Below are 22,398 nucleotides of genomic sequence, written 5' to 3' on the forward strand. Positions count from 1 at the left end.
GCCTCAGAGCGGCATCGTGTAATGCAGCGCGTAGCTTTCGATACCGTCGTTGGGGGTCTTGATGCCGGCGTTGGAGTAGTGCGTGGCGCGGATGCCGACTTCATGGCCACCGGCGAAGCGCAGGCCGAAACCGATGCGGTCTTCGAACTGGAAGGATGACCCCAGCTTGTTGTCCTCGACCTGGGTATGGGCAAAGGCCGCTACCCCGATGCCGGCCTCGATGTAGGGCTTGACGCTGGCCCCGGCGAATTCGTAGACCAGCACCGGGGAGAACGACAGGCTGTGGTTGCTGGAGGTCTTGTCGCCATCCCAATAGGTGTAGGCGCCGCTCCAGTAACCCGTGAGACGGCCGACGTCACTTTGCAGCCAGCTCTTGTCCCAATCCCATTGCATACCCAGCCGATAGGCCTGGGTCGAATCGCCGGTTTGCCCCACGGAGAACTCGACTCCGGCCGCCTGCGCGGAAAAACTGTGCCCCAACAACCCGGCCGCAAGTGCAGCCAAACACAACAGTCGCTTCATCAGGAACATCCTTTTCGAACGGTTTTATATGGTGTTGTACAACCCTGTGGATAGGCTATAGAAGCCAGCGCGCATTCAGAAGTTCAGCGCCAGCGAAAGGATTTTTCACGACTTTTTCACAACTGCAAAGGCAGGACTTCAGCAGATTCTTTCCACAACAGAGGCAGCACCCGGGCAAAGTGCGGGACATCGCCACTGGTCCAGAAACAGGTTTCCCGGGCTGGCCCCTGGGCGCGCAGATCGCCTTCGTCGAGCAGCCGCTGCAATTGCCGGGCAACCGCGGCGCCGGTATCGATCAGGCTGATAGGCCCGGGCAGCATCTGCGCCAGCAGCGGCTTGAGAAACGGATAATGGGTGCAGCCCAGGATAATGGTGTCGCAGCCGGCAGCCAGCAGAGGCTCGAGGTAGCCGTGCAACAGTTGGCGCAGAGCGGCACTGTGCAAGTCGCCATTCTCGATCATCTCCACCAGCCCCGGGCAGGGCTGCGTGACGACCTTCACATCAGTGGCGAAACGGTCGAGCAAGGCGGCGAACTTGGCACTCTGCAAGGTGCCGGTGGTGGCCAGCACCCCGACCACGCCGCTGCGGGTCGCGGCCGCCGCCGGCTTGACCGCAGGCTCCATGCCAACGATGGGCCAGTCCGGATAATCGCGGCGCAGGTCGGCCACCCCGGCCACGGTAGCAGTGTTGCAGGCCAGTACCAGGGCCTTGGCGCCCTGTTCACGAAAGAACCGGGCCATCAGGCTGCAACGCTGGCGAATGAACTCCGGGGTCTTTTCGCCATAGGGAATATGCCCGCAGTCGCCGAAGTACAGCAGCGACTCGTGGGGCAGCAACTGTTGTATTTCCGCCAGCACCGAGAGGCCGCCGACGCCGGAGTCGAACACCCCGATCGGAGCTTCACTCACGATGGGTACCACAGACGCTGCACCCCGGATCGCGCTTGACCCGCAACTCGCGAAAGCGCGTGCCCAGGGCATCGATCAACAACAACCGGCCCACCAGCGGCTCGCCAAACCCCGCCAGCAGTTTCAAGGCTTCCAGGGCCTGCAGGCTGCCCACGGTGCCCACCAGCGGGCCGAGCACCCCGGCTTCGCTGCAGGTCAGTTCGGCTTCGCTGCCATGCCCGTATAGACAGTGGTAGCAAGGGCTTTCCGGGCGCCGCGGGTCGAAGACCGACAATTGCCCTTCCAGGCGGATCGCCGCACCGCTGACCAGGGGCTTGCCGGCCGCCACGCAAGCGGCGTTCACCGCCTCGCGGGTACTGAAGTTATCGGAGCAATCGAGCACCAGGTCCACCGCCGCCACGGCAGCGGCCAGGGTATCGACATCCAGCGCCTGGCGATGGGGCACCAGGCGGACCTCCGGGTTGAGGGCAGACAGGCGACTGATGGCCGAGTCCACCTTGCTGACCCCGACGCTGTGGCTGTCGTGGATGATCTGGCGTTGCAGGTTGGTCAGGTCCACGCTGTCGAAGTCGGCCAGGTGCAGCTCACCAACCCCCGCCGCCGCCAGGTACAAAGCTGCGGGAGCACCGAGACCGCCGAGGCCGACGATCAGCACGCGGCTTTCCTTGAGGCGCAGCTGGCCGTCGATATCGACATGCTGCAACAGAATCTGTCGGCTATAGCGCAACAGCTCCTGGTCGGTCAGCACGGCCGGCACCCGAGGCTGATGCGCTCGTGCCCACCGAGGTCGAGCCGGCTGTGGACCTCGATGAAACCCTGGGCAGCCAGCAACTCGCGGACCGCCGCGGCCTGATCGTAACCGTGCTCCAGCATCAGCCAGCCACCGGCCTCCAGGTGCTGCGGAGCCTGGGCGACGATCAGGCGCAGGTCGTCCAGGCCATCCTTGCCCGCCACCAAAGCGCTTTCCGGCTCGAAACGCACGTCGCCGGCCACCAGATGGGGGTCGGCTTCGGCAATGTAGGGCGGGTTGCTGATGATCAGATCAAAGCGCCGGGACTCAACGGAGCTGAACCAGTGGCTGCTGAGCACGCTGACGTTGTCCAGTTGCAGGCGCTGGCGGTTGCGTTCGGCCAGGGCCACGGCTTCCAGTACCCGGTCCACCGCCGTGACCTGCCAGGCCGGGCGCTCGCTGGCCAGGGCCAGGGCGATGGCACCACTGCCGGTGCCCAGGTCAAGGACCGTGGCTGGGGTCGCGGGCAACAGTTCCAGCGCCGCTTCCACCAGTAGTTCGGTGTCGGGGCGCGGGATCAGGGTGTGGGGCGCCACCTCCAGGTCGAGCTTCCAGAAGCCCTGCTGGCCAAGGATATAGGCCACCGGCTCGCCGGAGCGGCGTCGCTGCAGGTAGTCGGTGAACACCAGGGCCGCCTCGCTGGGCACGATGCGCTCCGGCCAGGTGTGGAGAAAGCTGCGGGGCTTGCCCAGGGCCGCGGCCAGGAGCAGCTCGGCATCCAGGCGCGGGGTCGGCGAGTCGGGCAGTTGGGCTGCGCGCAGCAGGCTGGCGATGATGGTCATTTACTCACCCAATGCCGCAAGTTGATCGGCCTGATATTCAGCCAGCAACGGCTCGATGACGGCTTCCACGCCCCCGGCGAGGATTTCGTCCAGGGAATACAGGGTCAGGTTGATGCGGTGATCGGTGACCCGGCCCTGGGGGAAGTTGTAAGTGCGGATGCGCTCGGAACGGTCCCCCGAGCCCACCAGCAACTTGCGCTCGCTGGCAATGGCATTGGCCGCGGCGCTGGTCTGCTGGTCGTTGAGCTTGGCCGACAGCCAGGACATGGCCCGCGCCCGGTTCTTGTGCTGGGAACGCTCTTCCTGGCACTCCACCACGATCCCCGAAGGGATGTGGGTGATGCGGATCGCCGAGTCGGTCTTGTTCACGTGCTGGCCACCGGCACCCGAGGAGCGATAGGTGTCGATGCGCAGGTCCGCCGGGTTGATCTCGATGGCTTCCTGTTCATCCGGCTCGGGCAGTACTGCCACGGTGCAGGCCGAAGTGTGGATGCGGCCCTGGGATTCGGTGGCCGGCACTCGCTGCACGCGGTGCGCGCCGGATTCGAACTTGAGCTTGCCGTAGACGCTCTCGCCTTCGACCCGGGCAATGACTTCCTTATAGCCGCCGTGCTCACCCTCGTTTTCCGAGAGGATCTCCAGCCGCCAGCCACGCCGCTCGGCGTAACGGGAATACATGCGGAACAGGTCGCCGGAGAAGATCGCCGCCTCGTCGCCGCCAGTACCGGCGCGGATTTCCAGGAATACGTTGCGTCCGTCGTTGGGGTCCTTGGGCAGCAGCATGCGCTGCAGGCTGCTTTCCAGTTCGGCCAGTTGTTCCTTGGCCTCGCGCACTTCCTCGGCGGCCATTTCCCGCAGGTCCGGGTCGTTGTCCTTGAGCAGCGCCTGGGCGCCTTCAAGGTCCGCCTGGACCCTGAGCACCTGTTTATAAGTAGCCACGATCGGCTCGACTTCCGCGTATTCCTTGGAGTAGGCGCGGAACTTGGCCTGATCGGAAATGACCTCAGCATCGCCGAGCAAGGCGGTCAGTTCCTCGAAACGATCCTGGAGAATATCCAGCTTACTGAGCAGTGAAGCTTTCATTACGGGGTTTTATCCGATGAGCCCTCACCGAGGGCAAAGAGTTCTTGGGCCATGGCCAGCGCATCGAGGCGGCCTTCGGCGGAGAGCTTTTTCAACTGCACGCTCGGCGCGTGCAACAGTTTATTGGTCAGGCCGCGGGCCAACTGGGCCAGCACGTCCTCGGCGCCGCTGCCGTTGGCCAGCATGCGCAGGGCTTTCTGCAGTTCTTCATCGCGCAGGCGTTCGCTCTGCTGACGATAGGCCTTGAGCACATCCACCGCCGCCAGTTCCCGCAGGCGCACCATGAAATCCTCGGCGCCGATGTTCACCAATTCCTCGGCGGCCTGGGCCGCGCCCTGGCGGCTCTTGAGGTTTTCTGCCACCACTTCGTGCAAGTCGTCGACGGTATAGAGGTAAACGTCGTCCAACTCGCCGACTTCTGGCTCGATATCCCGAGGAACGGCGATGTCCACCATGAAAATCGGCTTGTGCTTGCGCAGCTTCAAGGCACTTTCCACTGCGCCCTTGCCGAGGATCGGCAACTGGCTGGCGGTGGAACTGATGACGATGTCGCTGTGCACCAGTTCCTGGGGAATATCCGAAAGCAGCACGGCATGGGCACCGAATTGCTCCGCCAGGAGGCTGGCGCGCTCCAGGGTACGGTTGGCCACCACGATACGCTTGACTCCCAGGTCGTGCAGGTGCCGGGCCACCAGGGTGATGGTCTCCCCGGCGCCGATCAGCAGTGCCTGGCTGCGTTGCAGGTCGCTGAAAATCTGTTTCGCCAGGCTCACCGCGGCGAAGGCCACGGACACCGGGTTCTCACCGATGGCGGTGTCGGTGCGCACCTGCTTGGCGGCGCTGAATGTGGCCTGGAACAGCCGGCCCAGCAGCGGCCCGACGGTGCCGGCCTCGCGGGCCACGGCGTAGGCGGACTTCATCTGCCCGAGAATCTGTGGCTCGCCCAGTACCAGCGAATCCAGCCCCGACGCCACCCGCATCATGTGACGAACTGCCGCATCGTCCTCATGCACGTAGGCACTGGCGCGCAGCTCGTCTAGGCTCAAATGGTGATATTCCGCCAGCCAGCGCAGCACCACATCCGCAGAAAGATGATCCTGTTCTATATAGAGCTCACTGCGATTGCAGGTGGAGAGGATCGCAGCTTCGCGGCTGTCGGTGAGTCGGCAGAGCTGCTGCAAGGCCTCAACCAACTGCTCAGGGGTAAAGGCCACGCGCTCGCGGACGTCTACAGAAGCAGTCTTGTGGTTAATACCGAGTGCAAGGAAGGCCATTCAAGGTCGCTGATGATGTCGAGAAGCCGGCAATTGTCCTACTTCGCCCGACTCAGAACAACTACCGCCGACTATTGTCCTAATAGACTGCCTCTGTTCTGGCATCCCGTTGAGTCTCGGTTATGTTTGGCCGAAGGCTTGTGTCATGATGATCCGACCGCAGGTTAGTCGCCCTCTTCCTATATGAATAGATCTTCCGCGTTGCTCCTCGCCTTTGTCTTCCTCAGCGGTTGCCAATCTCTGGCACCCGTTTCACCGGACGCTACGTCGCCGGTGGAAGACAGCACCTCCGCCCCTGAAAAGCCCAAGGTCTACTCCTCGTTCAGCGAAGACACCGTCTTCAGCCTGCTGAGCGCTGAACTCGCGGGCCAGCGCAATCGTTTCGACATTGCCCTGGACAACTACGTAACCCAGGCCATCAACACCCAGGATCCGGGCATCTCCGAGCGGGCCTTTCGCATCGCCGAATACCTGGGCGCCGACCAGGCTGCCCTGGACACGTCGCTGATCTGGGCGAAAAACGCCCCCGACGACCTGGAAGCGCAGCGAGCCGCCGCGATCCAGCTGGCCCGGGCCGGGCGCTATGACGACTCGATGGTCTATATGGAGAAGGTCCTGCAAGGCAAGGGCGATACCCACTTCGACTTTCTTGCCCTGTCCGCAGCCGATACCGACCAGGACACGCGCAACGGCCTGATGAAAAGCTTCGACCGCCTGCTGCAGAAACACCCGCACAACAGCCAGTTGATTTTCGGCAAGGCCTTGCTCATGCAACAGGACGGCGACGCCAAGGAAGCCCTGGCCCTGCTGGAACAGAACCCACCGGAAGACGGTGAAGTTGCGCCATTGCTGCTGCGCGCCCGCCTGCTGCAAAGCCTGAACCGGGGTAAAGAAGCCCTGCCGCTGCTGGAAAAAAGCATCCGCAAGTACCCAGACGACAAGCGCCTGCGCCTGACCTACGCCCGCATGCTGGTGGAGCAGGACCGCATGGAGGATGCCAAGACCCAGTTCTCCAGTCTGGTCCAGCAATATCCGGAAGATGACGAACTGCGCTATTCCCTGGCACTCGTCTGCCTGGAGGCCAAGGCCTGGGAAGAAGCCAAGGGCTACCTGGAAGACCTGATTGCCCGTGAAAGCCACGAAGACTCCGCGCACCTGAACCTGGGCCGGATCGCCGAAGAACTCAACGACCCGCAAGGGGCCTTGATCGAATACGGCCAGGTCGGCCCGGGCAATGACTACCTGCCCGCACAGTTGCGCCAGGCCGATATCCTGATGAACAACGGCCGCACCGACGAGGCGCAAAAACGCCTGGTGTCGGCCCGCGACGCCCAACCCGACTACGCCATCCAGCTGTACCTGATCGAAGTCGAGACCCTGTCGGCGAACAACCAGGGCGAGCGCGCCTGGAAAGTCATCCAACAGGCCCTGCAGCAATACCCCGACGACATGAACCTGCTGTACACCCGCGCCATGCAGGCGGAAAAACGCAATGACCTGGCGCAGATGGAAAAGGATCTGCGCCTGATCATCCAGCGCGAACCGGACAACGCCATGGCATTGAACGCCCTGGGCTACACCTTGTCTGACCGCACTACACGCTATGCCGAAGCCAAGACCCTGATCGAGCAAGCCCACCAGTTGACTCCGGAAGACCCGGCCGTCCTCGACAGCCTGGGCTGGGTGAATTTCCGCCTGGGCAACCTGGACGAAGCCGAACGCCTGCTGCGCCAGGCCCTGGAGCGCTTCCCCGATCAGGAAGTGGCGGCGCACCTGGGTGAAGTGCTGTGGAACAACGGCAAGCAGCGCGAGGCCAAGCAGATCTGGAGCAAGTTCCTCAAGGATCAGCCCGACAGCCCCGTACTACGCGGCACCATCAAACGCCTGACCGGATCAGAGACTCTTTAAGACCATGTTTTTGCGCCACTTTATTGTTTTCAGCTTTATCGCCCTGCTGGCCGGCTGCGCCGGCTTCGGTGCCCGAGAGTCCGTCCAGGGCCAGGGCAACCCTACGCAATGGCGCTTGCACAAGGATCAACTGACCGGCCTCGACGGCTGGCAGATCAACGGCAAGATCGGCATTCGTGCCCCCAAGGATTCCGGCAGCGGCACTCTGTTCTGGCTGCAACGCCAGGACTACTACGACATCCGCCTGTCAGGCCCGCTGGGCCGTGGCGCCGCACGACTCACCGGTCGTCCCGGCCAGGTCAGCCTGGAAGTGGCCAACCAGGGTCGCTATGAATCCGCAAGCCCGGAAACCCTGCTGGAAGAACAGCTGGGCTGGAAGCTGCCGGTCTCGCACCTGGCCTGGTGGGTTCGCGGCCTGCCCGCGCCCGACAGCAAAAGCCGCCTGACTCTGGACGGCGACAGCCATCTGGCGAGCCTGGAGCAAGATGGCTGGCAGGTGGAATACAGCAGCTACTCGCAGCAGAACGGCTATTGGCTGCCCGAGCGGATCAAACTGCACGGCAGCGACCTTGACGTCACCCTGGTGATCAAGGAATGGCTGCCGCGCAAGCTGGGGCAATGAAATGTCCGTGGAAAAACTGACCCTGCCCTCCCCGGCCAAACTCAATCTGATGCTGCACATCCTCGGTCGCCGTGAAGATGGCTATCACGAGCTGCAGACCCTGTTCCAGTTTCTCGACTACGGCGATGAAATCACTTTCGCCCTGCGCGATGACGGCGTGATTCGCCTGCACACCGCGTTCGAAGGCGTGCCCCACGACAGCAACCTGATCGTCAAGGCGGCGAAGAAACTCCAGGAACAATCGGGCTGCACCCAGGGCATCGACATCTGGATCGACAAGATCCTGCCCATGGGCGGCGGCATCGGCGGCGGCAGTTCGAATGCCGCCACCACCCTGCTGGGCCTCAATCACTTGTGGCAACTGGGCTGGGACGAAGACCGACTGGCTGCACTGGGGCTGACCCTGGGCGCCGATGTTCCGGTTTTCGTCCGCGGGCATGCTGCCTTCGCCGAAGGTGTGGGGGAAAAACTGACCCCTGAATATCCCGAAGAACCCTGGTATCTGGTACTGGTCCCGCAAGTGTCTGTTAGTACAGCAGAAATTTTTTCAGATCCTTTGTTGACACGGAACACCGCGCCCATTAAAGTGCGCCCCGTTCCCAAGGGAAACAGCAGAAACGACTGCCTTCCGGTAGTCGCAAGGCGTTATCCAGAAGTACGTAACGCATTGAATTTGCTAGGTAAATTTACCGAAGCAAAACTGACTGGAACTGGAAGTTGTGTGTTTGGGGGCTTCCCAAGCAAAGCTGAAGCTGATAAAGTCTCGGCCCTTCTTACAGAGACCCTTACAGGGTTTGTAGCCAAAGGAAGCAACGTTTCGATGTTGCATCGCAAGCTGCAAAGTCTGCTCTAAAGGAACCGAGTGCCAGGCATTCGAAGCAACAGATACAGGGGCGTCGCCAAGCGGTAAGGCAGCAGGTTTTGATCCTGCCATGCGTTGGTTCGAATCCAGCCGCCCCTGCCATTTTCCTATACTCATCCAGGTATACCCTCAGCCTTCAGGTACTGCGCGTGTCCAAGATGATGGTCTTTACGGGGAACGCTAACCCCGATCTGGCTCGGCGTGTCGTACGTCAGCTGCATATCCCTCTCGGTGACATCTCTGTTGGAAAATTTTCCGACGGCGAAATTACTGCCGAGATCAATGAAAATGTCCGCGGTAAAGACGTCTTCATTATTCAGCCGACTTGCGCTCCGACCAACGATAACCTGATGGAACTCGTGGTGATGGCCGACGCCTTCCGCCGTTCCTCAGCTACTCGTATCACTGCTGTTATTCCTTATTTTGGTTATGCCCGTCAGGATCGCCGTCCGCGTTCCGCACGTGTGGCTATCAGCGCGAAAGTCGTCGCTGACATGCTCACCGTAGTCGGCATCGACCGTGTTCTCACGGTTGATCTGCATGCTGACCAGATTCAGGGCTTCTTCGATATTCCGGTAGATAACATCTACGGCTCCCCGGTTCTGGTGGATGACATCGAAGATCAGCGTTTCGAAAACCTGATGATCGTGTCCCCGGACATTGGCGGCGTCGTGCGTGCACGTGCCGTGGCCAAGTCCCTGGGCGTTGATCTCGGGATCATCGACAAGCGTCGTGAGAAAGCCAATCACTCCGAAGTGATGCATATCATCGGCGACGTCGAAGGACGCACCTGCATTCTGGTCGATGACATGGTCGATACCGCCGGCACCCTGTGCCACGCGGCCAAGGCCCTGAAAGAGCATGGCGCAGCCAAGGTCTTTGCCTACTGCACACACCCTGTGCTGTCGGGTCGGGCCATCGAGAACATTGAAAATTCCGTGCTGGACGAGCTGGTGGTGACCAACACCATCCCGCTGTCCGCTGCAGCACAAGCCTGTGCGCGTATCCGTCAACTGGATATCGCACCGGTAGTTGCCGAGGCGGTTCGCCGTATCAGCAACGAAGAATCGATCAGCGCGATGTTCCGCTAGGGCTCGTCCCTGGCAGAACATCCCGATGACGAAAAGCGCCCCGTCCCAACCTGTGTTGGGACGGGGCTTTTTTGCCCATATCGCCTTTAGCGCTGGTCGCAAACGCTGGGGCGAGTGTGGTTATTTTGGAGATACAACATGAACGATTTTACTCTGAATGCTGAAGTGCGTTCCGACCTGGGGAAAGGTGCGAGCCGCCGCCTGCGTCGTCTCGCAAGCCTGGTTCCAGCTGTAGTTTACGGTGGCGACAAAGCCCCTGAATCCATCAGCATGCTGGCCAAAGAAGTTGCCAAGCTGCTGGAAAACGAAGCTGCCTACAGCCACATCATCGAACTGAACGTTGGTGGCACCAAGCAGAACGTCGTGATCAAGGCCCTGCAACGTCACCCGGCCAAAGGCCACGTGATGCACGCTGACTTCGTTCGCGTGGTTGCTGGTCAGAAACTGACCGCCATCGTTCCAGTGCACTTCATCAACGAAGCTGCTCCGGTCAAGAAAGGCGGCGAGATCTCGCACGTAATCGCGGAAATCGAAGTTTCCTGCCTGCCCAAAGACCTGCCTGAGTTCATCGAAGTCGACCTGGCTGACGCTGAAATCGGCACCATTATTCACCTGTCCGACATCAAGGCCCCTAAAGGCGTTGAATTCGTGGCCCTGGCACACGGCAACGACCTGGCAGTAGCCAACGTTCACGCTCCACGTGTTGCTCCAGAAGCTGCAGAAGGCGCTGCAGAGTAATTCACTCTGACGCGGGAGTTAAGCGGAGTACATCGCGGACTGGAACGTAGCGAGAAAGCGGGCGAGAACGCGAAGTTTGCCGCAAGGCAACCCAGCTCTTGTCGTCCACTTTCGCCGTAGCACCGGTTGCGGCGATGTCATCCACCACTCCAAAGAAGGGCCCCTATCGTGACTGCCATCAAACTGATCGTTGGCCTGGGTAATCCAGGCACCGAATACGAACAGACCCGGCATAACGCAGGGGCCCTTTTTGTTGAGCGCATCGCCGAAAAACAAGGGGTCAACCTTGTCGCCGATCGCAAATATTTCGGCCTGACCGGGCGCTTCAGTCACCAGGGTCAGGACATTCGTCTGTTGATTCCCACCACCTACATGAACCGCAGCGGCCAGGCCGTGGCGGCGCTTGCCGGCTTCTTCCGCATCAAGCCGGAAGAGATCCTGGTGGCCCACGACGAACTCGACTTGCCGCCAGGCGTCGCCAAGCTCAAGACCGGCGGCGGCCATGGCGGGCACAACGGACTGCGGGACATCATCGCGCAGCTCGGTAATCAGAATACCTTTCACCGCCTGCGGCTCGGCATCGGCCATCCGGGCGTTGCCAGTATGGTTTCAAACTTTGTCCTGGGTCGTGCGCCACGCGCCGAACAGGAAAAACTCGATGCCAGCATCGATTTTGCCCTCGGCGTGCTGCCGGATATCTTCGCCGGTGAATGGAACCGCGCGATGAAAAACCTGCACAGCCAGAAGGCCTGACTCTACTCCTCGGGGAATACACCATGGGATTCAATTGCGGCATCGTCGGCCTGCCTAACGTCGGCAAGTCCACCCTGTTCAACGCCCTGACCAAATCCGGGATCGCGGCCGAGAACTTCCCCTTCTGCACCATCGAGCCCAACAGCGGTATCGTGCCGATGCCGGACCCGCGCCTGGACGCCCTGGCCGCCATCGTCGTGCCCGAGCGCGTGCTGCCCACCACCATGGAGTTCGTCGACATCGCCGGTCTGGTGGCCGGTGCTTCGAAAGGTGAAGGCCTGGGCAACAAGTTCCTGGCCAACATCCGCGAAACCGACGCCATCGCCCATGTGGTCCGCTGCTTCGAAGACGACAACGTGATCCACGTGTCCAACAGCGTCGATCCCAAGCGCGACATCGAAATCATCGACCTGGAACTGATCTTTGCCGACCTCGACAGCTGCGAGAAGCAACTGCAGAAAGTCGCCCGCAACGCCAAGGGCGGTGACAAGGATGCCGTGGCCCAGAAAGCCCTGCTGGAACAGCTGATCGCCCACTTCACCGAAGGCAAGCCGGCCCGCAGCCTGATGAAGGACATGAGCGCCGACGAGAAGCTGATCATCCGCGGCTTCCACCTGCTGACCACCAAGCCGGTGATGTACATCGCCAACGTTGCCGAAGACGGCTTCGAGAACAACCCGCTGCTGGACGTGGTCAAGGCCATCGCCGAAGAAGAAGGCGCCATGGTGGTGCCGGTATGCAACAAGATCGAAGCGGAAATCGCCGAACTTGAAGACGGCGAAGAAAAGGACATGTTCCTCGAGGCCCTGGGCCTGGAAGAGCCCGGCCTGAACCGGGTGATCCGCGCTGGCTACGAAATGCTCAACCTGCAGACCTACTTCACCGCAGGTGTGAAGGAAGTTCGCGCCTGGACCGTGCGTGTCGGCGCCACTGCGCCACAAGCCGCCGCGGTGATCCACACCGACTTCGAGAAAGGCTTCATCCGTGCCGAAGTCATCGCCTACAACGACTTCATCCAATTCAAGGGTGAAGCCGGTGCCAAGGAAGCCGGTAAATGGCGCCTGGAAGGCAAGGAATACATCGTCAAGGACGGCGACGTGATGCACTTCCGCTTCAACGTGTAATGCCCCTTCAGCCCCATTGCCGCGCAATGGGGCTGATTCCCCCCGCTACATCCAGCGGCCTCAGAAGTAAGTGGTCGCCCCCGCGAAGAACGCCCGCCCGGGCACGTAGAAGTTGGTCGATCCATCGCGCAGGTCTTTATCCAGCAGGTTCTGCACGCCGCCATTCAGGGTCAGCCACTTGGTCAGCGACAGGTTCGCCGTCAGGTCGTAGGTGGTGTAGGACTGCACGAAATCATTGCCCATGCCCCGCTGCTTGCCGACGTGCTGAGCCGAAAGCTCGGTGCTCAGACGGTCGGTGACCTGCCAGTCCAGCGCACTGAATGCCGACAGTTTGGGTGAACTGATCAGGTCTTCACCGGTGGACAGGTTCTTGCTTTCCAGCATGTAGGTGGCGTTGGTGCGCCAGTTCACGGAGTCGCCCAGCGGCACCCGGGCGGTGCCTTCCCAGCCACGGGTACGGGCCTTGTCGACGTTTTCCAGCATGGTCCACCAGCGGCCCTGGTACTGGCCCAACGGACCGTATTCGATCTTGTCGGTGAAATCGGTGTGGAAGTAGGTCAGGCCCGCTTCCCAGCCATCGTGGTCGAACGAAAGGCCGATTTCCTTGTTGGTGCTGGTTTCCGGTGTCAGGTTCGGATTGCCCGCCATCCAGCAACTACCAGTGACATAACCCAACGGCCGTAACGAACCACAGCCCCGGCCTGCGGATTCGGTAGCCGCCCCCGCACTGCCCTCCTTCAGGCTTGGCGCACGAAAACCCTTGGAAACACCGCCACGCACGGTCCAGTCCGGGTGCGGGTGATAGACCACATACGCCCGCGGGCTGTTGTGGTTACCGTACTTGTCGCTGTGGTCGAAGCGGTTGCCCAGGGTCAGGGACAGGTTGTCCAGCAGGAACAGTTCATCCTCGATAAAGGCCGCCGAGTAATCGCCCTTCAAGGTCGAGCCACTGACCGGCGCGCCCTGATAATCCACGGGTACCGTGCCCAGGGTATCGGTGTTGGTCAGCTCTTCACGCTTCCATTGCCCGCCCACCGTCAGGCGCTGGTCCAACAGCAGTTGGAAGGGAATATTCAGGCTGCCCTCGACGATCTTCTCTTGCGAGTTGGCTTTGCCCAGGTCAAGGTCGTTGCGGTACTTGTTCAGGTAGGCATCGAGCTTCGAGGTGCCAAAGCTCCAGTCACCGGTGTGGGACAGAATGTAGCTGTCGCGAGTCAGTCGGCTGGGGCCAAAGGCGCCACCAACGGTCTCGTCCCAATCACCAAAGGTCTTCTTTGATGCCCAGGAACGCTCAACGCCATGCACCGCCTCGAAGGACAAGCTCTGCTCCTCGTTGATCTGCCAGTCCAGCAGTGCATTGAAGCTCTGGTCCTTGGAACCGCCCGCGCCATCGTCGTACATGAAATCGCCCTGGGCATCGCGCCGCGCCTCTACCTCATCCGCAGCCCGACGCGTGACGTTGGCCCCCAGGCGCAGCCCCAGGGACTCCGTCAGCGGACCTGCCGCATTCACGCTGTACTGAGTGGTCTGGCCGCGGTCGGAATCCTTGGGCACGGTGATATTGGTGCTGGCCGAGCCGGTCCAGGTCCGCGAGACCTTGCGGGTGATGATATTGATCACCCCGCCCATGGCGTCCGAACCATACAGCGACGACATAGGCCCGCGGACGATCTCGATGCGCTCGATCATGTTCGGCGAGATCCAGTTCAGGTCCTGGCGCGCCAGGTCGCGGCGATAACTCAGGTCCGCGGAACTGCCGACCCGCTTGCCATCCACCAGGATCAGCGTGTACTTGTCGTCCAGCCCCCGCAGCTTGATCTTCGACTGCTCGCCCACCGGGCCGAAACCACCGGTCACCCCCGGCACCCGGCGCAGCAGGGTATTGAGGTCATAGACCGGCTGGCGCTCGATTTCCTCGCGGGTGATGACGCTGACACTGGCCGGGGCATCCTTGAGATCCGTGGCACCGCCAGTAGCCGTGACAAAGGCGGTATCCAGTTCCAACGATGCAGGCTTGGCCTCTTCAACCGCCTCGCCGGCCTGCGCCAGCGGGGCCAGCAGGCCGACACCGGCACTGAGCAGAAGCGAATTGAACAGGCAGGAGCTGACTTTCATTACAAACGATCCTTGTCGATGCAATGCACCTTGGTGGTGCATCAAGGGAGAGGGGATCGAAGTGTAATGCTAATAAATATCATTTAGAAATAGGAATATTTCTCGATCGACACATTTCGGCCCTTGCCTAGCTGCAAACACTGCCCTGAAACCACCTCCTATGCGCAGGCGGTTCCAAGGCCGATGGTTCAGCAGATTTCTTCGTAAGGCAGGCCCACATAGTTCTCGGCAATGTTCACCAGGCCCGCGTGGGAATTGAGGAAATACTCCCGATCGGCCTGCTGCATCTTGTGGTCCCAGGCATCCTGCTGGTCGCCGAAATCGTGCAGCAGATTGGTCATGAACCAGCTGAAGCGTTCGCCCTTCCACACCCGGCGCAAGGCCAGTTCGGAATACTTTTCCAGCAGCTCGGTACGCCCTTCGCGGTAGACCTTGACCAGGATCCGGTACAGATAGCACACATCGGAGGCCGCCAGGTTCAGGCCCTTGGCACCGGTAGGCGGAACAATATGGGCCGCGTCCCCCACCAGGAACAGCTTGCCGTACTGCATGGGCTCCACCACATAGCTGCGCAGCGGCGCGATGCTTTTCTCCAGCGCTGGCCCGGTCACCAGGTCAGCCCCCACCTCTTCTGGCAGACGGGCCTTGAGCTCGTTCCAGAAGCGCTCGTCGGACCAATCCTCGACCTTGTCGCTCAGCGGCACTTGCAGGTAGTAGCGGCTGCGGGTCAGGGAGCGCTGGCTGCACAGCACGAAACCACGTTCATGCTGCCCATAGATCAGTTCGTGATTGACCGGTGGAGTGTCGGACAGCAGCCCCAGCCAGCCGAAGGGGTATTCGCGCTCGTAGTGGGTCAGCACGTCTTCGGGGATGCTCTTGCGTGCCACACCATGAAAACCGTCGCAGCCGGCGATGTAATCGCAGTCGATGCGCTGTAGCTGGCCGTCTTTTTCATAGGTGATATAGGGCTGCGCGCCCTTCAGGTCATGGGGCTGCACCTTGTCCGCCGAATAGATGATCGGCGCTGCGCAGGCAGCGCGGGCCTCCATCAGATCGCGGGTGACTTCGGTCTGGCCATAAACCATCACCGTCTTGCCGCCGGTCAGGGCCTTGAGGTCGATACGCACGCGCTTGCCGCCCATCAGCAGCTCCACCCCTTCATGGACCAGGCCTTCAGCGTCCATGCGGCGGGCCACACCGGCCTCGCGCAGCATGTCCACGGTGCCCTGCTCCAGCACACCGGCACGGATCCGGCCTAGCACGTAGTCCGGGGTCTGGCGCTCGATAATCACGGTGTCGATGCCGGCCTTGTGCAGCAGTTGGCCCAGCAGAAGGCCGGAAGGTCCGGCGCCGATAATCGCAACCTGAGTTTTCATTGTTGTCGTCTCATAAGGGCATTCCAGTCACCGTGCAGGCGAAATCCGGAATTTATGGTTATTGTTGTACCTCTGCATTTTTGCCGACAAAAATCGCAAAAAATGGTGATTAACCGCCGTAAAAATGCACTTTTGAAAACAGCGTTCGATTATCGAGCATTCCAATCCCTCACCCCCAGGGCCGCGCCCAATGAAAGCCAGTCGCTCCAGCATCCCCGTATTCAAGCTCTACGGCGAAAACCAGGCCTGGCCGACTCCGGACCTGTTGCACTGTGAATCCATCCCCAAGCGCAGCAGCCTGCACCACTGGGAGATCAAGCCGCACCGCCACGCCGACCTGTATCAACTGCTCTATGTGCAAAGCGGACAGGCCCTGGTGGAAGTCGAAGGGCGCCGCGAGGACGTGCGCGAAGCAACCATCCAGGTGGTGCCGCCGCTGATGGTCCACGGCTTTCAGTTTTCCGAGAACATCGAGGGCTACGTGCTGACCCTGGGTGCGCCGCTGGTGGCCCAGCTGGAAAGCCAGCTGGGGGCGCCGCTGGCGGTCCTGGCCGCGGCCGGGCGCTACCCGGTGGGCCGTGACCGGCAGCGCCTCAACAGCCTGTTCAAGACCTTGCTGGAGGAATACGAAGGCAGCGCCTCGGCGCGGGACCTGCTGCTGCATTCGCTGGTCAACGTACTGCTGGTGTGGATCAGCCGCCGACGCCAGCAGAACGTGACGCCCAGCAACCGCAGCGAGCGCAACCAGCAACTGCTGGGGCACTTCATCAAGCTGGTGGAGCAGCATTACCAGGAGCACCCGACGGTGGAAGCCCTGGCCCATCGCATCGGCCTGTCCAGCGTGCACCTCAATACCCTGTGCCGGGAACTGGCCGGGCAGACCGCGTTGCAGATCATCCACCAGCGCCTGATGCTGGAGGCCAAGCGCAACCTGATCTACACCAACATCAGCATCAGCCAGCTCTCGGACAACCTGGGCTTCAGCGACCCCACCTACTTTTCCCGCTTCTTCAAGCGCCTCAGCGGCCAGACACCCAACGCCTTTCGCCAAGGCACCGGGCACACCCGCCAGGGCGGCTGAAGCCCAGGCAAAAAAAGCCCGGGGCCAGTACCCCGGGCGTTCTATCGCCAGCACGCCTCAAGCCATCAGGCTTTGCGGGTACGCGGCAGGAAGATCGCCAGCACCCCGAACAGCGGCAGGAACGAGCACAGGTAGTACACATACTCGATGCCATGAATGTCCGCCAGGTGCCCCAGCAGCGCCGCACCGATCCCGCCAAAACCGAACATCAGGCCGAAGAACACCCCGGCGATCATGCCAACGTTGCCCGGCACCAGTTCCTGGGCGTACACCACGATGGCGGAGAATGCCGAGGCCAGGATAAAGCCGATCACCACGCTCAGGACGCTGGTCCAGAACAGGTCGACATGGGGCAGCAACAGAGTGAACGGCGCCACCCCGAGGATCGAGAACCAGATCACTGCCTTGCGCCCGATCTTGTCGCCGATCGGGCCGCCGAAGAAGGTTCCCGCCGCCACGGCTCCCAGGAACAGGAACAGATGCAGTTGCGAGCTGGCCACCGACAGGTCGAATTTCTCGATCAGGTAGAAGGTGAAGTAACTGGTGAAGCTGGCCATGTAGAAATACTTGGAAAACACCAGCAGCCCAAGGACCACCAGGGCGCTGATCACCCGGTTCCTGGACAGGCCGTGAGTCGCCGCCTGGCCCTGCTTGAGCTTGTACAGGCGCAGGTGGTTGGCATACCAGCGGCTGATGGCGCACAGCACCACCAGGGCAAACAGCGCGAACAGGCCGAACCAGGCCACATTGCCCTGGCCGTAGGGAATGATGATGGCCGCAGCCAGCAAGGGGCCGAAGGCGGTGCCGGCATTGCCGCCGACCTGAAAGCTCGACTGGGCCAGACCATAGCGCCCGCCCGAGGCCAGCCGCGCGACCCGCGAAGCCTCCGGATGGAAGGTCGAGGAGCCAATGCCGATCAATGCAGCTGCCAGCAGGATCAAGGGAAAGCTGCCGACCTGGGACATCATCAGGATGCCGATCAGGGTGCAGATCATTCCCGCCGGCAGCAGGAATGGTTGAGGCCGGCGGTCGGTGTAGTAGCCGACCCAGGGCTGCAACAGCGACGCGGTCAGCTGGAAGGTCAGGGTAATCAGGCCGACCTGGGTGAAGGTCAGGCCGTAGCTGTCCTTGAGCATCGGGTAGATCGCCGGCAGCACTGCCTGGATCAAGTCGTTGATCAGGTGCGCCAGGGCCACCGCACCAATGATGCGCAGGACCAGGGGACTGCTTTGCGAAGCCGGGGAAGCCGTCGCGGCGACGCTCGGGGAGTTGCTGCTAGCCATAGGATTTTCCGTACAACGGGTGGGTGCACAGGGGCAGGTGCGTCAATGTGCCATTTTTCGGTGCGGTCGCGCCATCCCATTAGCTTGCTAACGAACCCCGATTCGCGCCTCGGGGAAATCCGCTTCCAGCTCGGCCTTGAGCCACTGGATAAACCATTCCACGTCCTCCGACCACTCGCTGGCCGGGGTCAGCACCCGGTAGCTTTCCAGCTGCACCTGGTCTTCCAGCACTCGCACCAGGGTGCCGGCCTTGAGCTCCTCGCGCACCAGCACTTCGTTGGCCAGGGCAATACCACCGCCGCTTTCAGCCACCGACAGCGCATGGTCGTTGTTCACGTAGATCAGGTCGGACGTGAGCTGGATATCCAGGCCATTGGCGGCGAACCACATGTTCCACCACTCGCCGTCATCGAAGTGGATCAACTCATGGCGGGCCAGGTCCGCCGGCTCGCGAATCGCCTCGATACTGGCCAGGTAGGCCGGGGTGCAGATGGGAAACACCCGGGGGCAGATCAGGCTGACCCGGGACTCGGCGTATTGCCCGTCCAGGCCGTAGGCGATCCCCAGGTCGCTGCTCTTGGCATCCACTTCGCTAAAGGTCGAGTTCGGCTCGATGGCGAACTTCAGGCCCGGGCGCACGTGGCGCAGCGCCTCCAAGCGCGGGGTCAGCCAGCGCTTGGCAAACCCCGGCACGACCATGATCCGCAGCCAGCGCTCGGCGGCCCTGGGCTGTACCTCGCGCCCGGCCTCGGTGATCAGTTGCAGGGCGGCGGCGATCTTGCGGTGGTACTTCTCCCCCGCCGGGGTCAGGTTCACGCCGCGGGACGTGCGCTCGAACAGCTGCACCCCGAGCCAGTCCTCCAGCAGCTTCACGTGGCGGCCGATGGCCGGCTGGGTCACATGCAAGGCCCTTGAGGCTTCGACATAGCTGCCAAGACGGGCGGCGGCATCAAAAGCACGCACTGCATTCAACGGTGGCAAACGCTGCTCGACCATGATTTCGCCCGCCCCTTGCTATTAAATTTTTTAACAGCCGGTATGTTAAAATTGATGTTTCGCCCCCGCAACCCCTCACTGATAATCAGCCCCAGCAGAACCCGGTAAAACCCGCGCAAAGCCTGCAAAGACAAGCTTTCCACGCACCCGACACATTTCGATCCTGCCCAAGAAAAACAAGATCCATGGCCTGCACGACAGCTCATGGGGGAATCGGAGGTAAGGCATGAATGCCCTGCATGCGCTGCAAACGCTGGCGGTGTCCATCCGTTCAGTGCGCAAGGTCTACGGCGATCCACACAGCGGCCCGGTGGCCCTGAAGAACATCGACCTGGATATCCGCGACAACGAATTCTTCACCCTTCTCGGCCCCTCGGGCTGTGGCAAGACCACCCTCTTGCGGATGATCGCCGGGTTCGAGTTCCCGACCCAGGGCGAGATCCTTCTCTATGGCGAGAACATCGCCGACCGGCCGCCCTTCGAGCGCCCGGTGAACACGGTGTTCCAGCATTACGCACTGTTCCCCCACATGACCCTGGCCGAGAACCTGGCCTTCGGCCTGGAATCGCGCCCTATGGGCCAGGTATTGAGCAAGGCGCAGATCGCCGAGCGGGTGCGCGAGATGCTGGCCCTGGTGCAGATGGAGCGCTTTGCAGCGCGCAAGCCCAACCAGCTCTCCGGCGGCCAGCAGCAACGCATCGCCCTGGCCCGAGCCCTGGCCCCCCACCCCAAGGTACTGCTGCTGGACGAGCCGCTGTCGGCCCTGGACCTCAAGCTGCGCCAGGCCATGCGCGAAGAACTCAAGGCCATCCAGGCCAAGACCGGTATCACCTTCATCTTCGTCACCCACGACCAGGAAGAAGCCCTGACCCTGTCCGACCGCATCGTCGTGCTCTCCGAAGGCGAAGTGCAACAAGTGGGTCGCCCGGAAGAAATCTACGAGCAGCCGCGCAATCGCTTCGTCGCCGACTTCATCGGTGAAACCAACTTCATCCCGGCCACGGTCAGCCGTGTCGAAGCGGGCCTGGCCTGGTTCAGCGGGCCCGCCGGGCAGGCGCTGCCGGCGCAACCCTGCACCACCGCCAAGGTCGGCCAGCAGGTCACCCTGTCGGTGCGCCCCGAGCGCTTGCACCTGCGCGGTGATGCCTCGCAAGGCGCCCTGGCGTGCCGCATCGAAGCGCTGATCTACCTGGGTACCGACCTGCAATACCAGGTCAGCCTCGGCGACGGCACGCGCCTGACCGTGCGCACGCCCAACAGCCTCGAACACCACCCGCGCCTGAGCGTAGGCAGCAGCGCCGGGCTGCTGTTCGAACGCGGCAGCGCCAGCGTCCTGCTGGATTGACCACGAGGATTCGCCATGCACGCTTCTTCGATTTCCCAGCACCTGGAACGGCGCAAGGCCCTGCGCAGCTTTCTCGGGGTCAGCCCGGCCCTGGTCGCCATCGGCCTGTTCCTGATCGTGCCGATCCTTATCGTCATTGGCTATTCGTTGATGGAAGCCAACCCCTACGGCGGGGTGAACAAGGTCTTCAGCAGCGACGCCTACACCTCCCTGCTGTTCGAACGGCAACTGGACGACAGCCTGGCCTTCGCCGACTCCTACCTGCTGATCGCCCTGCGCTCCATCGGCATTGCCGGGTTGACCACGGTGATCACCCTGCTGATCGGTTTTCCAGTGGCGGTGTGGCTGGCCATGCAACCGGTGCAGCGCCGCGGCCTGCTGATCTTCCTGATCACCGTGCCGTTCTGGGCCAACCTGCTGATCCGCACCTACGCCTGGATCCTGCTGCTGCGCAACACCGGGGTGATCAACAACAGCCTGATGGGCCTGGGGGTCATCCACGAACCGTTACAGTTGCTGTACACCGACGGCGCGGTGCTGCTGGGGCTGGTCTACACCTACGCGCCCTTCGTGGTGCTGCCGATCTACGCCACCCTGGAAAAGATGGACATCCGCCTGCTGGAAGCCGCCCAGGACCTCTACGCCGGGCGCTGGCGCACCTTGCGCAAGGTAGTGCTGCCGATCGCCAAGCCGGGGATCTTTGCCGGGGCGATCCTGACCTTCGTGCCCTGCCTGGGGGCGATGATCGCCCCGGAACTGCTGGGGGGCGGCACCCGGATGATGCTTGGCAACCTGATCTTCCGGCAGTTCAGCGATGCCCGTAACTGGCCCTTCGGTGCAGCCCTGTCGCTGGTGCTGATGGCCGCGGTGATGCTGGTACTGACCGTCTACGCCCTGCGCGCCCAGCGCCAGAAAACCCTTCAGGAGGGTGCATGATGATCCGCCTGTTCAAGCGCAACGGCCTCGGCGTCCAGGACTTTCCCGGCTTCGGCGGTTTCAGCTTCCTGTTCTACCTGTACCTCTACGCGCCGATCCTGGTGCTGGTGGTGTTCTCCTTCAACGCCAACCAGTCGGCCACGGTGTGGAGCGGCTTCAGCCTCGACTGGTACCGCGCAGCGTTCGCCAACCAGGCCCTGCGCCAGGCGGCGGGCAACAGCCTGCTAATCGCCGTGTGCGCCAGCATGGCGGCCACCGCCATCGCCACCCTGGCGGCCCTGGGCACCTCACGCGGGGCGAAGTTCAAGGGCCTGCAACTGTCCATGGGCGCCATCATGCTGCCCCTGGTGCTACCGGAAATCGTCGTCGGCGTGGCCACCCTGGCGCTGTTCTCCACCCTGGGGCTGTCCCTGGGCTACGGCAACCTGATCATCGCCCACACGGTGTTCTGCATCCCCTTCGCCTATTTGCCGATCCGCGCCCGCCTCAACGACATGGACCTGTCCCTGGAGCATGCGGCGGCAGACCTGTACGCCGGCCCCTGGCGCACCTTCCGCAAGGTGACCCTGCCGCTGCTGATGCCGGGGATCGTCTCCGGGCTGATGCTGGCCTTCATTGTCTCCCTGGATAACTTCGTGATCTCGATGATGGTGTCCCAGGCCGGCACCACCACCCTGCCGATCTTCATCTTCGGCCTGTTGCGCATGGGCGTGACACCCGACGTCAACGCCGTGTCGACGCTGATCCTCGGCGTCTCGGTGCTGTTCGTCAGCCTCTCTTATCTGCTGAGCAAGAAACACGCTTGAACC

21 protein-coding genes and 1 tRNA gene are annotated in these 22,398 nt (G+C 62.0%); 12 read left to right on the forward strand and 10 right to left on the reverse strand.

What is annotated here, in order from left to right:
• Positions 1-3: 3 nt before the first annotated feature.
• The 6 genes from ABCR88_RS27435 to hemA form a co-directional block, all read right to left on the reverse strand.
• On the reverse strand, positions 4-522 hold the full coding sequence (locus ABCR88_RS27435) for an acyloxyacyl hydrolase (protein ID WP_015636972.1): 519 nt from the start codon (positions 520-522) through the stop codon (positions 4-6).
• A gap of 116 nt (positions 523-638) precedes the next feature.
• Positions 639-1,430: a glutamate racemase gene (gene murI, locus ABCR88_RS27440; RefSeq protein WP_011063403.1), complete on the reverse strand. Its 792-nt coding sequence runs from the start codon at positions 1,428-1,430 to the stop codon at positions 639-641.
• Entirely contained in the window at positions 1,423-2,178 is a 756-nt protein-coding gene (locus ABCR88_RS27445) for a molybdopterin-synthase adenylyltransferase MoeB (RefSeq protein WP_015636974.1), read from the reverse strand. The genes murI and ABCR88_RS27445 overlap by 8 nt, the downstream gene beginning before the upstream one ends.
• Complete coding sequence (gene prmC, locus ABCR88_RS27450; protein ID WP_041119842.1) at positions 2,172-3,002, reverse strand: peptide chain release factor N(5)-glutamine methyltransferase; 831 nt, start codon at positions 3,000-3,002, stop codon at positions 2,172-2,174. The genes ABCR88_RS27445 and prmC overlap by 7 nt, the downstream gene beginning before the upstream one ends.
• Positions 3,003-4,085 (reverse strand): peptide chain release factor 1, encoded by a 1,083-nt coding sequence (gene prfA, locus ABCR88_RS27455; protein ID WP_041119844.1) that lies wholly within the window; start codon positions 4,083-4,085, stop codon positions 3,003-3,005.
• Entirely contained in the window at positions 4,085-5,359 is a 1,275-nt protein-coding gene (gene hemA, locus ABCR88_RS27460; RefSeq protein ID WP_011063407.1) for a glutamyl-tRNA reductase, read from the reverse strand. The genes prfA and hemA overlap by 1 nt, the downstream gene beginning before the upstream one ends.
• A gap of 183 nt (positions 5,360-5,542) precedes the next feature.
• Here hemA and ABCR88_RS27465 point away from each other — a divergent pair, with 183 nt between their 5' ends.
• The 8 genes from ABCR88_RS27465 (at position 5,543) to ychF (ending at position 12,457) form a co-directional block, all read left to right on the forward strand.
• Positions 5,543-7,267, forward strand: a complete 1,725-nt coding sequence (locus ABCR88_RS27465; protein ID WP_041119846.1) for a tetratricopeptide repeat protein — start codon at positions 5,543-5,545, stop codon at positions 7,265-7,267.
• Positions 7,268-7,271: 4 nt separating this feature from the next.
• Positions 7,272-7,889, forward strand: coding sequence for a lipoprotein insertase outer membrane protein LolB (gene lolB, locus ABCR88_RS27470; RefSeq protein WP_015636977.1), 618 nt, complete (start codon positions 7,272-7,274; stop codon positions 7,887-7,889).
• A 1-nt stretch (position 7,890) separates the two neighbouring features.
• Positions 7,891-8,742: a 4-(cytidine 5'-diphospho)-2-C-methyl-D-erythritol kinase gene (gene ispE / locus ABCR88_RS27475; RefSeq protein ID WP_072442501.1), complete on the forward strand. Its 852-nt coding sequence runs from the start codon at positions 7,891-7,893 to the stop codon at positions 8,740-8,742.
• A gap of 36 nt (positions 8,743-8,778) precedes the next feature.
• Positions 8,779-8,853 (forward strand) — tRNA-Gln (locus ABCR88_RS27480).
• 47 nt (positions 8,854-8,900) lie between these two features.
• Entirely contained in the window at positions 8,901-9,842 is a 942-nt protein-coding gene (locus ABCR88_RS27485) for a ribose-phosphate pyrophosphokinase (RefSeq protein ID WP_003171603.1), read from the forward strand.
• Between the two features lie 138 nt (positions 9,843-9,980).
• The gene (locus ABCR88_RS27490; protein WP_041119849.1) at positions 9,981-10,580 is read left to right on the forward strand and encodes a 50S ribosomal protein L25/general stress protein Ctc; all 600 of its coding nucleotides are present in this window, start codon (positions 9,981-9,983) and stop codon (positions 10,578-10,580) included.
• A gap of 168 nt (positions 10,581-10,748) precedes the next feature.
• Entirely contained in the window at positions 10,749-11,333 is a 585-nt protein-coding gene (pth, locus tag ABCR88_RS27495) for an aminoacyl-tRNA hydrolase (protein WP_041119850.1), read from the forward strand.
• Positions 11,334-11,356: 23 nt separating this feature from the next.
• Complete coding sequence (ychF, locus tag ABCR88_RS27500) at positions 11,357-12,457, forward strand: redox-regulated ATPase YchF (protein WP_015636980.1); 1,101 nt, start codon at positions 11,357-11,359, stop codon at positions 12,455-12,457.
• A 60-nt stretch (positions 12,458-12,517) separates the two neighbouring features.
• Here ychF and ABCR88_RS27505 read toward each other — a convergent pair whose 3' ends face one another.
• Together ABCR88_RS27505 and pobA are read right to left on the reverse strand one after the other, a co-directional pair.
• Positions 12,518-14,572 (reverse strand): TonB-dependent receptor, encoded by a 2,055-nt coding sequence (locus ABCR88_RS27505; protein WP_350403703.1) that lies wholly within the window; start codon positions 14,570-14,572, stop codon positions 12,518-12,520.
• A gap of 188 nt (positions 14,573-14,760) precedes the next feature.
• Entirely contained in the window at positions 14,761-15,948 is a 1,188-nt protein-coding gene (gene pobA, locus ABCR88_RS27510; RefSeq protein WP_041119854.1) for a 4-hydroxybenzoate 3-monooxygenase, read from the reverse strand.
• Positions 15,949-16,138: 190 nt separating this feature from the next.
• Between pobA and ABCR88_RS27515 the strand changes: the two genes are divergently transcribed.
• Positions 16,139-17,029, forward strand: coding sequence for a helix-turn-helix domain-containing protein (locus ABCR88_RS27515; protein WP_011063416.1), 891 nt, complete (start codon positions 16,139-16,141; stop codon positions 17,027-17,029).
• Between the two features lie 65 nt (positions 17,030-17,094).
• Here the strand turns inward: ABCR88_RS27515 and ABCR88_RS27520 are convergent, their stop codons facing one another.
• Positions 17,095-18,312: an MFS transporter gene (locus ABCR88_RS27520; protein ID WP_350403704.1), complete on the reverse strand. Its 1,218-nt coding sequence runs from the start codon at positions 18,310-18,312 to the stop codon at positions 17,095-17,097.
• Positions 18,313-18,399: 87 nt separating this feature from the next.
• Positions 18,400-19,308 carry a LysR substrate-binding domain-containing protein gene (locus ABCR88_RS27525; RefSeq protein ID WP_350403705.1) on the reverse strand — a complete coding sequence of 303 codons (909 nt, stop codon included), beginning with the start codon at positions 19,306-19,308 and terminating at the stop codon, positions 18,400-18,402.
• Positions 19,309-19,534: 226 nt separating this feature from the next.
• Between ABCR88_RS27525 and ABCR88_RS27530 the strand changes: the two genes are divergently transcribed.
• From ABCR88_RS27530 to ABCR88_RS27540, 3 genes are read left to right on the forward strand one after another with little or no spacing between them, the layout of a single operon-like run.
• Complete coding sequence (locus ABCR88_RS27530; RefSeq protein WP_350403706.1) at positions 19,535-20,653, forward strand: ABC transporter ATP-binding protein; 1,119 nt, start codon at positions 19,535-19,537, stop codon at positions 20,651-20,653.
• 15 nt (positions 20,654-20,668) lie between these two features.
• Positions 20,669-21,589 (forward strand): ABC transporter permease, encoded by a 921-nt coding sequence (locus ABCR88_RS27535; RefSeq protein WP_047285366.1) that lies wholly within the window; start codon positions 20,669-20,671, stop codon positions 21,587-21,589.
• Positions 21,586-22,395 (forward strand): ABC transporter permease, encoded by an 810-nt coding sequence (locus ABCR88_RS27540; RefSeq protein WP_015636986.1) that lies wholly within the window; start codon positions 21,586-21,588, stop codon positions 22,393-22,395. The genes ABCR88_RS27535 and ABCR88_RS27540 overlap by 4 nt, the downstream gene beginning before the upstream one ends.
• The last annotated feature ends 3 nt before the right edge of the window (positions 22,396-22,398 follow it).

The organism is Pseudomonas sp. W17, assembly GCF_040268305.1.
Taxonomy (GTDB): domain Bacteria; phylum Pseudomonadota; class Gammaproteobacteria; order Pseudomonadales; family Pseudomonadaceae; genus Aquipseudomonas; species Aquipseudomonas protegens.